10 protein-coding genes and 1 riboswitch are annotated in these 14,042 nt (G+C 44.6%); of the genes, 3 read left to right on the top strand and 7 right to left on the bottom strand.

From position 1 onward, the window contains the following. Nucleotides 1-37: 37 nt before the first annotated feature. Both Q0Y54_RS07660 and Q0Y54_RS07655 read right to left on the bottom strand, forming a co-directional pair. Nucleotides 38-1,147: a hypothetical protein gene (locus tag Q0Y54_RS07660; protein ID WP_297965958.1), complete on the bottom strand. Its 1,110-nt coding sequence runs from the start codon at nucleotides 1,145-1,147 to the stop codon at nucleotides 38-40. 38 nt (nucleotides 1,148-1,185) lie between these two features. Beyond that, complete coding sequence (locus Q0Y54_RS07655; RefSeq protein WP_297965955.1) at nucleotides 1,186-3,111, bottom strand: tetratricopeptide repeat protein; 1,926 nt, start codon at nucleotides 3,109-3,111, stop codon at nucleotides 1,186-1,188. Between the two features lie 837 nt (nucleotides 3,112-3,948). Here Q0Y54_RS07655 and Q0Y54_RS07650 point away from each other — a divergent pair. Continuing rightward, nucleotides 3,949-6,036 (top strand): methyl-accepting chemotaxis protein, encoded by a 2,088-nt coding sequence (locus Q0Y54_RS07650; protein WP_297965952.1) that lies wholly within the window; start codon nucleotides 3,949-3,951, stop codon nucleotides 6,034-6,036. 178 nt (nucleotides 6,037-6,214) lie between these two features. After that, nucleotides 6,215-6,724: a hypothetical protein gene (locus tag Q0Y54_RS07645; protein WP_297965949.1), complete on the top strand. Its 510-nt coding sequence runs from the start codon at nucleotides 6,215-6,217 to the stop codon at nucleotides 6,722-6,724. A 118-nt stretch (nucleotides 6,725-6,842) separates the two neighbouring features. Here the strand turns inward: Q0Y54_RS07645 and Q0Y54_RS07640 are convergent, their stop codons facing one another. After that, on the bottom strand, nucleotides 6,843-8,747 hold the full coding sequence (locus Q0Y54_RS07640; RefSeq protein WP_297965946.1) for a heavy metal translocating P-type ATPase: 1,905 nt from the start codon (nucleotides 8,745-8,747) through the stop codon (nucleotides 6,843-6,845). 158 nt (nucleotides 8,748-8,905) lie between these two features. Next, complete coding sequence (locus tag Q0Y54_RS07635) at nucleotides 8,906-9,127, bottom strand: cation transporter (RefSeq protein ID WP_297965944.1); 222 nt, start codon at nucleotides 9,125-9,127, stop codon at nucleotides 8,906-8,908. Nucleotides 9,128-9,481: 354 nt separating this feature from the next. Between Q0Y54_RS07635 and Q0Y54_RS07630 the strand changes: the two genes are divergently transcribed. Beyond that, nucleotides 9,482-9,844, top strand: coding sequence for a helix-turn-helix transcriptional regulator (locus Q0Y54_RS07630; protein ID WP_297965940.1), 363 nt, complete (start codon nucleotides 9,482-9,484; stop codon nucleotides 9,842-9,844). 268 nt (nucleotides 9,845-10,112) lie between these two features. On the opposite strand, the gene thiC is transcribed toward Q0Y54_RS07630, so the two are convergent. From thiC to Q0Y54_RS07615, 3 genes are all read right to left on the bottom strand, one after another. Then, nucleotides 10,113-11,426 carry a phosphomethylpyrimidine synthase ThiC gene (gene thiC, locus Q0Y54_RS07625; protein WP_297965937.1) on the bottom strand — a complete coding sequence of 438 codons (1,314 nt, stop codon included), beginning with the start codon at nucleotides 11,424-11,426 and terminating at the stop codon, nucleotides 10,113-10,115. 93 nt (nucleotides 11,427-11,519) lie between these two features. Then, nucleotides 11,520-11,625, bottom strand: a riboswitch (TPP riboswitch). Between the two features lie 69 nt (nucleotides 11,626-11,694). Beyond that, nucleotides 11,695-12,720: an anthranilate phosphoribosyltransferase gene (gene trpD / locus Q0Y54_RS07620; RefSeq protein ID WP_297965934.1), complete on the bottom strand. Its 1,026-nt coding sequence runs from the start codon at nucleotides 12,718-12,720 to the stop codon at nucleotides 11,695-11,697. 438 nt (nucleotides 12,721-13,158) lie between these two features. Further along, nucleotides 13,159-13,740: a uridine kinase gene (locus tag Q0Y54_RS07615; protein ID WP_297965932.1), complete on the bottom strand. Its 582-nt coding sequence runs from the start codon at nucleotides 13,738-13,740 to the stop codon at nucleotides 13,159-13,161. Nucleotides 13,741-14,042 lie beyond the last annotated feature (302 nt).

Below are 14,042 nucleotides of genomic sequence, written 5' to 3'. Positions count from 1 at the left end.
GGAGTTCCTTTTTTATTGCAAAGCTCATTTTAGACAATTACAGGAATGCTCCTACTCCATGTTTCAGTTGCCATTTCATATAAAAATCAATATCTTTTTTCTCTGGCCAATAACTGTTTTCGTTCCAGATTATTTCATTTTTTTCAAAATCATAGCGGACGTGGGAACCATTCCAGTCTGAATGATTGCCCATACAATACACAATAGCCTCAATATCTTTAAAACCAAGTCCCATCAGCCACAAGTATTTAATAAAAGTATATGGATTATTACCATACATTTTTCTTACGCTATAAGGTGGTTTACAATTGAATATCTTACATAGATCTTTAAAGGAATGACTGGATCTTTTATTTTCCAGTTTTTCATTTATCCGGGAAAAATCCTCCAAAAAAGATATATGTATATCCATAGGGTGTTTTATAAGCCTTAACAAATCCCCCAGTGTTTTTATTAGCAAATTCTTGGGCCACATTATTTTATATGGCGCAATCTTGGCTGACATATAAGCCCAAATACGAGCTTTTACTAATTCAAAAATCTTAGTCGGTAATGTATTTTTTGCCACGAAATGATGTGACATCATTCTTGTGTATTCTTCATCGTACCCTTCCCAGTTTACATTCCATTCAACTCCATTATTATCGGGAAACGAATGATATGTCCCATTTTCCATGTCCCACTCATAGTATGCTTCAGAAAAACTAAAATGCGGCATTAAGTCCCACCCCAGTTTACGCCAATGTAATATTTTCAAAAACTTTAGATGAACATGGATAACCTTTAATCTAAGCAAATGACCATCATCTGTCTGGGTAAGCTCTATCCGTATAGGAATAATGCGATCTGTATTTGTTTTTTCATCATCAATAGGGAATATCGTAAACTGATATTTAGAAAAGGCACAGGCACTTTCCATTTGAATATTATGATTTGATTCTGAGGTATAGTCAGCAAACTCAAAATTCTGATGCTTTGGGCACCAGCACTTACGCTTGTCTTTTTCAAATTCATCTACAATTACAAAGGATATTTCATCAGCCGTATAAGAAAATGGTTTCAAGGCTTCGGTATTATCTTCGTGCCATTTCTCTTTACCTGATTTCCTGATCCATACTTGAGGACTCGTATCCAGTTTTTCTAACATCGTAACCGCCTCCTATGCCCATTTATAACCATTTTATATTAACCTAGTTCTCCGACGGCTACCCTATGTCTCATAGCAGATAGCCCACTCAATATAGCCAAATCCCGTTTGGACAGCTTCTTATTCATGTAATTCTTCACTTTGTTAATCATGTTTGCAGCTTCTCTATTACCCAATTCAGCCGCCTTATTCAACCATTCCAAGGATTTATCATAGTCCTGTATTATAACCCTTCCCTTAAAATACATGAGCCCCAGTGCCAGCATAGCCTCTGTGTTGCCGTGTCCCGCTTCCTTAAAGATTCTCTCCCCTTCCGGAAGAAGGTATGTCAGTCTGCTTGCTTCATCAGCAAATTCCATCCAATATGGGGCAGATAGTGGATATTTATTTGACTCGCTCAAGAGCTGCTCCAATCTCAAATAATATCCATCATATATTTGCTTTACATCTAAATTTAACAATTCCTCTAGATTCATTTCATCCACTGCTTTTATATAAGGAATTGGTTCAATTACAGCATCATCAAAGAGCACTAATTCTTCTTTTGAAATAGGGCTTATATGATTTACATCTATCTCCAAATTATTGTGCTGAGCCCAATAGTAACAAACGTCATTTACCTCCTTGGACAACGGAAAGTTGTATTTCCCCAATGCCTGAACTATATGATTTTCATTTTGAAGTTCTATACAAGCCAAATAATCCTTATCGTTCATAACATAAATAATGACAGAATCGTGTCTCATTATGCTATACCGATATGAAGCCACACAATTATTAAATGCCGCCCCTAGCTTTGAAAGCATATTTGTATTTGGTAACAATCTAAATTCATATCCATTAATCTTGCATGCATAGCCCTGCTCTACCTTATTGTATTTGATTTTAGTAGATTCCCATCTTTCAGATAAAGCAGTAACTTCAACACTAATTGCATCATGTACGTAATCCGTCAAACCATCTCGTAGTAAGCGTGTTTTGACTTCTTCAGACAAATTATTATAGTAGTCACGAAATGAAAAAAGTATATCCCATTGCAGTTGGTTCAAAACTATATCTTCAGAAACAGAATACAGCCACTTTAACATTTTCTTTTCACCTTTTTGTTCAAGTAACCATTTACAATAAAATTCCACTACTTCCCAACGTCGTGCGGAATCCCACCGTTCCCTGGCAACATGCTTTGTTTCTTTATCATAGTAAAATTTATTAAGCTGCATAGAGGCAATACATTCATCCAGATAAAAGAATTTATGCATATAATTTATATCTTTTATACCCCACTGCTTGAAAATCATGTACCAAACAATTGCATACGGATTAAAGGTATAGGCCTTGCGCAGGCTTTTGGGTGGCTTAATTTCCAGCAAATCACACATTACCTTATAGTTATTTTTCTCCTCTCGGCTAAAGATTTCGTCGAATATGTAATAACTATCCCGGCTAAGAAAATACTTGAAAAATGTTTTTAGAAATACGATGTTCGGGTCAAATGGACGCTTCATATATCCCAGCACAGTATATTTATTTTTTATCTGGCATAATACACTTGGCTTGATTCCAGTAGCATAAAGCGTACTTTCCCGCATAATCTCTATAGCGGTCTCAACAACAACATCAGGGATTTCAAGATCTGTATCTGTCCAGTTAATGTAAGTATCATCCTTTTGTTTAATTTGAGATATCACATATTTTTCGCTTACAAAATCCACTGATAATGAATAATTGATCCACCTTGTAAGAATTCCGTTTACCGTGTCTTGAACTCTCATAACATCACAGGCAATATTTATACATTTCGATGGAGCACTCTGATATATTCTCCATCTGTAAGGAATAAAAACTGGTTTATCGTTGATTTCACCATACCTACGATAAATCTTAGCAAAGCCCAATAATCCCTTGAAACAGCAGCCAGTTTCAGAAACCACCCTATCATCAGATATATCCATATATGCTTCCATGGTATTATGCTTTGGACAATACACATAGTACGTATCAAGAATACGCCTATATACTTCCTCCGAATATTCAACCACTGTTACACAAGGGGTATCCTCTATATCCTTTTCAAAATATTTAGGGTCAGTACATTTTTCCTAATTAGCTTTTTCATAACCATATATAAAAGCAACGTCCAACATACCAACACCCCCTTGTCCTATAAAGCAATTGTTATCTAATCTAATTTTATCAACAAACAACCATCTTTAGGTCGCTTCCCAAGCGACATTTATGCTATCCTTGAATGCTTTTTAAAAGCTAATCAATATTTATTATCTGTATATTATCATTCCTACCAAGCCTTGAAAATACCGCCATATCCAAAAATTCTGCCAATCCAAAGAACATTTATTCTCACCTAATTTAATTTGTAAATTTATTACCACAACACACATTTCACGGTAAAGAAAAAGTCCTCCCCGAAGGGAAGGCCCATCATATATAATCACACACATTTTATTGCTCAACTTTTTATTCCCTTGACTTCTTTTTTGCTATCTTTTCCAAACTCTTGATATGAGCCAAATACTCCATCTCTACCGGCGAAAGATTTTGTATTGGGAATTTCCGATATTCACTGGCTGCCTTTTCTATTGCCTCATCATGGCTGACAGTTCCACGAAGGGACTTGACACGATAGCCTACGGAAATAATAACATCTAGATTATAGTTTTTCCTTTTGAATTAGATTTTATTTTTCTCTAAAGGCAGGAAATTATTTATCAATAACGAATTTTAACAATGTACAGTGATTGTGTTATTAACGTAAAATGACTTTATATAGGAGGTCACAGATTATGTTCGATAGTTTATTCAAATCAAATCAACCCAAAGCTGCCGCACCATCACCAGCTGAACGGATAGCACCGAAAGCCCTTCGCCCTGCCGCAAAGCCCGAGGCCAGTGTTCCTAACTCTTCCGATATCAAGGTCGCCTATTTAACAGCCAGTGAATTAAATTCGGCTGCCCTGACTCCCCTTTTCGAGGTTGCCGAGGGACCGGCCCTGGTTGTTGGCTACGTGTCGCCGGATAATGATATTAACAGTGTGGCTTCAGATATCAAGAAGGTTTTGCCGCCTAATGCCAAGCTTATTTTGTTGACCACCTCCGGCGAGCTGTGCAGGCCAGCTGGGAGCCACAGTCTGTATTGTGAAGCACCTGACAACCGTCGCAAGGTTTTGCTTCAAGTATTCTCCCGTCGCATGATCGATGATATGTATATTATGACCATCGACTTGCCAAATGATGACCTCCGCAATGGACAGGTAAACATGACCGTGGAAGAGCGGGTAAGACGGATGCAGCAGGAAATTGACAAGCATCACGTTCCATTCCGCATGAATATCAACCATACCTTTGCCATGCTGTATATTGATGGTTTGTCCAACTGCGAGTCCTTTGTAATGCAGGCCTTCTACCAAAATGGCATGTACCCTATTCCGTTTATTGGCGGCAGTGCCGGCGGCCTGTTGGATTTTCAGCACACCTACATCTACAATGACAGCTCAGTCCTGGAAAATGTGGCAGTGGCCGTTATCGTACACACCAGCAAAAATTACCGCTATGGCATATTAAAGACACAGGCCGTTGAGCGGGTGGGCAAGTATTTTGACGTAGTCAATGCCAATTCAGCCCTGCGCTACATCTCCACCGTAGAGGACAGTAACGGAGATACCATTCCATTTATAGATGCATTGATGAAGGAATTGGGCTGCGCCAATGTTGCTGAGCTCAATGACCGGATGCAGGGGTACACCTTCGCCACTGATATCAAGGGGGAGTACTTTATCCGATCCATTGCCAGCATTGATGAAAGCAATTACCGCATTAATTTCTTCTGCGATATTGAAAGCGGCGAGCGGCTCTATTTAATGAAGCGTGTGGGGTTGGAGGCTGATTTAAAGAATGCCGTAAGGGAATTCAGCAAGGACAAGCCTGCACCAATCGGAGCTATCCTCAACGACTGTATTCTCCGCCGCCTGGGCTATCCTGATGAAATCACCCATGTTGATATGTTTGCCAATCTGCCGGTGGCCGGCTTCTCCAGCTTTGGTGAAATCAGTGGTCTTCATATGAATGAAACCCTGACAGCGATTTTCTTCTATTATGAGCCAAACGGCTCCTCCTTCCACGACCAATACATTGATTTCTTTGCGGGACACTATGCCGCCTGCCAGGAATTCTTCCTTACCCGTGTCATTGCCCGCCAAAACCGGGTAGGCCTTTTGAAGGATCAGGTGCTGAATCTCTTTGATGAATACCAGCAGAGCCTGCCGTCCATCATAAGGACCATGATGCAGATGTCCAAGGATGTGGATGAAGTAAAGAGGTCCATGCAGGAGCTATCCGGCGGTATTGACGAGCAGGGCTCCTACTTCACCCAGCTGTTGGAGCGCAATTCCGAAATAACGCCAAAGCTCCAGCTGTTAAGCTCCAGCACGGAGAAAATTAATGATGTAATGCAGATTATTACGGATATTTCCTCCCAGATTAATCTGTTAGCCCTGAATGCAGCCATTGAGGCCGCCCGGGCCGGTGAGCACGGCCGCGGTTTTGCCGTTGTGGCCCAGGAGGTAGGCAAGCTGTCCAAGAGCACCCAGGAAAGTGTACAGAGCTCCGATGAAGCCATTAACACCCTGATTAACGATGTTAAGGCCATTGATAGTATTCTGGCCAAAAACAAGGAATTTGAGGATAAGATTGACGAATTTGACCAGCGCTTCTCCAAGCAGGTTTCCTCGGTTCACGACAGCCTTCAGCATAGCCTTGACCAAATCAGCAAGTCCTCCCAGGTCATCAAGGATCTGGATAGGGTAAATGCCACGGTTACCGACAAGCTGAAGGTATTGCAGGAAACCATCCATAATATTGAGCTGGATATTTAATCAACTTTTAACAATAAAAGGCTGCCGGTTCCTTGCGGGGCCGGCAGTTTTTTTCGATATCTAATATGAAATCTTAGTGAATCAAATCAGAAGGATGAAGATGAGCTTTAAATTTTGTGTAAGGACGTAGCGCACAATATGATTTTGCGCGGAGTTTATTGCGAAGGAAGTGATTTTCATGGGCAAAATCAAGATTTTCGTATTAACTATTGGTATCATGCTATTTTCCATGAGCAGCTGCTTCGCCTGGGGATTAGGCTGGGGATGGGGTGACCTGGATGATATCGGTGACCGCCCCCTGATACAGTATTATGCCCACACTCTGGAAAATGGCTGGTCTGACCGGGCCAATGACGGTGAAGCCGCCGGGGACCCCTATGGCACCCAGACCATTGATGCCATACGGGTACAATTTCTCACAGGCCGCAATATGTACATTATGTATCGTGTCCACGTACAAAACGGGAAATGGACTGGCTGGGCCATGAACGGATCCACAGCCGGTATCTATGGAAAGCCTATTGATGGTATACAAATAGGCTTGGGAAGCTGGCGAGGTGATTTGTGGTCCGTTTCCTACAAGGGACGCATCAAAAATCAGGGCTGGTCCAGGGAATGGCTGCCGGAAGGAGAAATATTAGGCAATTTAAATGACCCTATTCTGTCATTTAGAGTAAGGATAGAATAATATATAAAAAAGCATTTTACTAAAATACAAAGAGCAGGGGTAATTGCCAACAGCAATAGGATTTAGATCTTAATCTGTGCTGGAGGTAATGCCCCTGCTCGTTTTACAATATATTGTTTTACGATACTGTCTCTGGCTGCTGAGCCTTAATATACATACACCGCATAGCATTAAGAATAGCCAAAACTGCCACTCCCACATCGGCAAATATAGCCGCCCACATGCTGGCAAAGCCCAGGGCACCGGCAATCAGCACCAATACCTTAATACCAATGGCAAACCAGATATTCTCCTTTACAATTCTAAGACACTTACGGGACACCCGGATGGCTGTGGCAATCTTAAATGGATCATCATCCATCAATACCACATCGGCAGCCTCTATGGCCGCATCACTGCCCATCGCTCCCATGGCAATACCGATATCTGCCCGGGAAAGCACAGGGGCATCATTAATACCATCCCCCACAAAGGCCAAGGCTTCCTTATCACTGGGTTTAGCGGCCAGAAGCTGTTCCACCTCACTGACCTTATCCTGGGGCAGCAAATCACTGCGCACCTGATCAATGCCCAATTCCCCGGCCACCGCCTCGGCTACCGCCCTGGCGTCACCGGTCAGCATAACGGTTTCACGTATTCCCTGGGCCTTAAGAGCCTTTATCGCTGCTTTGCTATGGGGCTTAGGAGTATCGGCTACTACGATATGTCCCTCGTATTCACCATTAATGGCCACATGAATTATGGTACCATGATGCTCACATGGCTTCCAATTAATGCCAAGATCCTCCATCATACGCGCATTTCCAACACAAACCGTATCGCCATTAATAATGGCCTTAATACCCCGGCCAGCAATTTCCTCTGTATTTTCTATACGGCAATCGTCATGCTCATTCGGATAGGCCTCCAACAGAGAAAGGGCAATAGGATGGGAGGAATAACGCTCCACATGGGCGGCCAAATGCAGCAGTTGATTTTCATCCAGCTTCTCCGGATGAATGGCCACCACACTAAAGGTGCCCTTGGTCAGGGTACCGGTTTTATCAAAGACAACGGTTTTGGTTTCCGACAGGGTTTCCATATAATTGGAGCCCTTCACCAAAATACCATGACGGCTGGCCGCCCCCAGGCCCGCAAAAAAGGATAAGGGAATAGAAATAACCAGGGCACAGGGGCAGCTGATTATCAGGAAGGTCAAGGCCCTATACAGCCACGCCCCCCACATTGGTTCACTGTCCATTACAGTTAAAACCACTGGGGGAATTAACGCCAGGGCAATGGCCGCCCACACCACAATAGGGGTATATACCCGGGCAAACTTGGTAATAAATTCCTCGGATTTGGATTTTCGGGAACCAGCATCCTCAATAAGCTCAAGAATTTTTGAGGCCGTGGACTCACCAAATTCCTTGGTGGTCCGTATTTTCAGCAACCCCGTCAGATTGATACTGCCGGAAATTATTTCATTGCCTGGTTCCACATCCCGTGGCAGAGATTCTCCCGTAAGGGCTGCTGTATTTAAAGTAGAATGTCCTTCTACCACAGTTCCGTCAATAGGAACCCTTTCACCGGGCTTAACCACAATAACAGAACCAATTTCCACATCATCCGGGTCCACCTGCTCCAGCTGGCCCTCCTCATTTTCCATATTGGCATAGTCGGGAGCAATATCCATTAAATCTGCAATATCCTTGCGGCTCTTGCCCACAGCATAGCTTTGGAACCATTCGCCAATCTGATAAAACAGCATTACCGCAATAGCCTCTACGTAATCACCGCTACGATACAGGGCCAGGGCAATGGCTCCCAGGGTGGCAATGGCCATCAGCAGATTTTCGTCAAAGGGCTGACGGTTTCTGATACCCTTCACGGCCTTTATCAATATATCATGTCCAATTATAAAATAGGGAATGATATACAGGGTAAATCTGAACATGCCATCGGCCTCAATAAAATTCAGGGAAATCATTATGATGGAGGTAATGACAATGCGTATCAGGTTTTGCTTTTGTTTTTCAGTCATGACAATCTCTCCCTGCAGCCCGTTGCTGCCCCTTTTATCCGATACCAGCCAGCACTAAGACTCCCTTCTCTTAGGGAGAATACAGCACCAGCAGAGCCCTGGGTAAAAGTCCAATAAATTCCGATGTAACCTCGAGCTTCTTTGACTGAGCATTCATTTTATTCAAAAAATATTTCACAGTCCGGCTCCACCTTGCGGCAATCCGCCAGTACATTTTTCATAATCTCCTTTGGCTCAACTCCATCCTCAAATTCTACCTTCATCTTCAAGGCCATGAAGTTTACCGAAGCAGCCTTGACGCCCTCCACCTTATTGGCCGCCTCCTCCATCTTGGCCGCACAGTTTGCACAATCCACTTCAATTTTATAGGTCTTTTTCATAATAATATTCCTCCCTTTCTTTTCCTGCATACATCCATATAATTGTCAGTCAATAGCGCGAACAATTAAGTGGTTATTTAATTGTTTTCTATGACTATATATTAAACAATCGCTTAATCGTTGTCAAGTAAATAATTAAATTAGACTTATTCAGTGGGAGATTTATACGCCCAATAAATAAATGTAGTGGAATAAATCCAGAGCTGGCGGGTACTAAGTCTCTCCCTAAGAGGAGGGAGACTTGGTACCTGTTAGCGTGGGGTTAATTTTTTGCTTAATCGTTACTTTCTGCTATAATAATAGGAATAGCAATACATCAGGATAGTTATTCCATCAGAAGGAGTGCTTTATACAATGACTACACTGCCCCACAAGCACCATACTCAGGAAGAGGAGCAATTTATTATTGATAATATGCCAGCCGAATGTACCATTGCCCAGGTGGCGGAGGCCATGAAGCAGTTAGGTGACCCTACCCGGCTGCGCATCTTTTGGCTGCTGTGTCACACTGAGGAATGTGTGGTGGATATTGCCGCCTTTATGAATATGTCCTCCCCGGCCGTTTCCCATCATCTGCGGGTGCTGAAAAACACCGGCCTGGTAACCACACGCCGTGAGGGCAAGGAGGTATACTATACCGCTGCTGATACCCCCATGGTGAATAAGCTGCACCATACCATTGAGGAAATCGCAGAAATCAACTGCTGCGACCAGTGAGTTCATACATAATTTACACACAAAAATAACCCTGCAGACAGTTCGTTAATCGACACTTTCAGCAGGGTTTTGTTTTTTATTATATTTTTACTATGAACACTTAGTGAGCACAAGCCTACGGCGCAGTGGGAACTTAGTGTTCGTTGTAAGGACGTAGTGCGAAAAACCGTTTCGCACGAAGTTTATTATTTAATCCAAACAAAAAAGTGAAGCAAACAGCATCAAAACTTATTTGCTCCACTTGAAAAATAATTACAAATATTCACTCTCAAAGTATATCAATTATTTCCCCGGCCAGGGCCTTGTTCATGGATCTCACGGCGCAGAATTTTCCGCACATGCTGCAGGTATCTGCATGATCATCCTCAGGGGCACGGGAGTCTCTTATGGCCTTGGCTGTTTCCGGGTCCAGAGCCTCCTTGTACTGGGCCTCCCAATCCAGCTTTCGTCTGGCATCTGCCATACGATCATCCTGATCGCGAGCCCCCGGCAAGCCCTTGGCAATATCCGCTGCATGGGCTGCTATCTTACTGGCAATAATTCCCTGACGCACATCCTCCACATTGGGCAGGGCCAGATGCTCCGCCGGAGTCACATAGCACAGAAACGCCGCCCCACTCATGGCCGCCATGGCACCGCCAATAGCCGCCGTAATATGGTCATAGCCAGGAGCAATGTCCGTAACCAATGGACCCAATACGTAGAAGGGAGCCCCCTTGCAGATGGTTTGCTGTACCTTCATATTGGCCGCTATCTGGTCCATAGGTACATGGCCAGGACCCTCCACCATAACCTGTACATCCTTGTCCCAGGCCCGCTGGGTCAGCTCACCCAGTCTGATAAGCTCCTCTATCTGCACACCGTCAGTGGCATCGGCCAGGCAGCCCGGGCGGCAGGCATCCCCCAGACTTACCGTAACGTCATACTCCCGGCAAATGTCCAAAATCTCATCATAATATTCGTAGAAAGGGTTTTCCTCCCCGGTCATGGACATCCAGGCAAAAACCAGCGAACCGCCCCGGGAAACAATATTCATCTTCCGTTCCCCCTTGCGAATCTGCTCAATGGTCTTGCGGGTAATACCGCAATGAAGAGTAACAAAATCCACCCCATCCTCGGCGTGAAGTCTCACCACATCCACAAAGTCCCTGGCGGTAAGGGTGGCCAAATCCCGCTGATAATGAATTACTGCATCGTAAACCGGCACCGTTCCCACCATGGCCGGACATTCCCGACACAGCTTTTGCCTAAAGGGCTGGGTATTACCATGGCTGGATAAATCCATAATGGCCTCCGCCCCCAGCTTTACGGCACTCATTACCTTTTCCATCTCAATGTCATAATCCTTGCAATCCCGGGACACTCCCAGATTGACATTTATCTTGGTTTTCAGCATACTGCCTACCCCATTGGGCTCCAAGCCCTTGTGGCGCACATTGGCAGGAATGGCCACCTTCCCCTGGGCCACCATATCCATTATAAAGGACGCCTCCCGATTTTCCTTTCTGGCTACCTCCTTGATTTCCGGCGTAATAATACCCTTTCTGGCCGCCTCCATTTGTGTTGCATACTCTCGTTTCATTTCAATCTACCTCCAAAAAATAAGCAGTGCCCGACTGGACACTGCCTTATTATTCCATATGTATCAAAGCTACCCGAAGTATACTATCCTACTGTGTGGCTCTGTCAGCATTCCTACGTTGGCATTATCCAAATCAGGTTCAGGGTCGTGTGACCTCTCTGACACACCTCTCAGCATTTCCGCTCCCCTTGCTATTCTATTATCTTCTTTGACTATAGCATTGTTTAAGCCATATTGCAATAAAAAATACAAAAACATCAGACTAATTTTAGTCTTCCTGGGACTCCTTTATATATTGCTCCATGGTTCTATAGGCCTTACCGCTGTCAATCATTTCCCCTGCCAGCCTGATGCCGGCCTCCATGGTAGGGGCCGCCTGGGCCACATACAGGGCCAATCCGGCATTCATCAATACAGCATTTCGTTTGGTGCCCTGTATTTTCCCGGAAAGGACCCCCCTGGTAATCTCCCCATTTTCCTCTGCGGTGCCGCCTATCAATTCCTCCTTGGTGCCCCGTACCAGGCCAAAATTCTCCGGACAAATTCTGGTGGTGCGATAATAGCCATGCTTCAATTCACATACGGTGGTTTCCGCACTGGGGGATACCTCATCCAGGCAATCCAGCCCATGAACCACCAGGGCGTTAGTAACCCCCAATTTATCCAATACCTTGGCCACCGGCTCCACCAGATATTCATCATATACCCCCAGCAGAAAATAGTCCGGGTTAGCCGGATTGGTCAATGGACCGAGGATATTAAATACAGTTCTGAAGCCCAGCTCCCTGCGAATAGGACCCACGTATTTCATGGCACTATGATATTGCTGGGCAAAGAGGAAGCACATGCCGCAGCTATTCAGCATTTTCAGGGCTTTTTCCGGGGATTGGTGAATATTGGCCCCCAGAGCCTCCTGGACATCTGCCGTACCGGATTTGGAGGAAGCGGCCCTGTTGCCATGCTTAGCCACCTTGACCCCGGCGGCCGCTATAACAAAGGCCGAGGTAGTGGAAATATTAAAGGTGTTGGAGCGGTCACCGCCGGTGCCGACGATTTCCAAAACCTTGAGGCCAGGATGGGGTACCGGTGTTGCCAGCTCCCGCATGGCGGCGGCACAGCCGGATATTTCCGCTATGGTTTCCGCCCGGGTACTCTTGGTGGACAGGGCTGCCAAAAAGGCGGCATTCTGGGTCTGGGAGGTCTCCCCCTGCATAATTTCATTCATTACAGTGTACGCCTCATCATAGGTCAGGTCCTCTTTTCTTACGATTTTTTCAATTGCTTCTCTAATCATTTTTTTGGCTCCTTTCAAACAGCAAAACATTTTTTTGAAAGCTCTTAACTGCTTTCCTTCCAGCAGCCTGACCGAAGTGTGGGCAAATAATAAAAACGCCCTCGACGATATAAACTATCATCAAGGGCGAGAATAAACTATTCCCGTGGTGCCACCTAGATTTGCGACTTCACACACTCAGCAGGATACCATCATATCCCCGGCAACTAACGTATGCCTGCACGTCACGGGATACTCTGCAGGAAATACCAAGTCCTGCATTTCATCGTGCCCTCTGTGGTCCATTTACAAATCAGCGTTCTGCCCGGCTCCCAGCTGCCCGGGCTCTCTGTGAGTGCCCCATTTGCTTGATCTCCACATCATAGGTTTGTTCAATATTTTTTTGAACCTGTCAGTATTAAACAGCAAAATACAAAAAATGTCAAGGTAAATGTTACTTTACTTTTTACTTGTATCTATTGTGCAGTCACATTGTCCTTCCACTGCGCATATAGAAAAATAGCTTTCCTCCAAGGGAATCCAACGGGAGGCAAATACTTTGGCCGCCTCGGCACCATTTCGCCTGATAATACGCTCCATCTGCTCATCAGGGGAAACGGTCAAAAAAATCCGCCAATCGTATTGCCCAACCAAAGCAGGATGGCAGCTGTAGGACCCCTCCACAATACAGAGCTGCCCCACCTTTATATTGACCGGCTCCAGCAGGGACTGGCTTTTACAATCAAACCGCTTATAGGGCAGATCCATAGCCCCCTGCCGCAGTGGCAGAAGTACCTCAGACAGGAAGCGTTCATGGTCCACATTTTCCCCAGGTGTATCCAGCCGCTCTGCCGTCCGCTGCTCCGGCCTAAGAAAGAAATCATCCATATGAAATACAGTGGCTCCCGTCCTTTCATGGAGTAAGGCCGCCAAAGTGGTTTTCCCGGCCCCGCAGCGGCCATCAATGGCTGCTATGGTACGGTCCGGCTTATGGGACAGCTCCAATATATGCTGTACAATTTCATTAAATACTGAAAACATATTATCACCTTAAACCTCTTAATTGAGAATTATTCAGTGGGAGATTTATACATCCACTGAATGTAGTCGAATTAATCCAGAGCTTTGCGGACGTATCCAAAAGGCAAAGTCTATTGGTTAATACGTCCCATGGAAAAGTATCAGCTATGGGGGCTTTTCTCCCTCCTAAAAGGAGGGATACCTAGCACCCGTTAGCATGGGGTTAAATATACATTTCCTATGATACCAAAAATACCGGACAGGAGGCAAATAAACAGCCACCCGCCTAGCGGGTGGTTTTTCAGTTTCGGGCATAGCCCTTT

Origin of the sequence: uncultured Anaerovibrio sp. (assembly GCF_947302755.1) — a bacterium.
Lineage (GTDB): Bacteria > Bacillota > Negativicutes > Selenomonadales > Selenomonadaceae > Anaerovibrio.
This window is presented reverse-complemented; position numbering and strand designations above follow the sequence as displayed.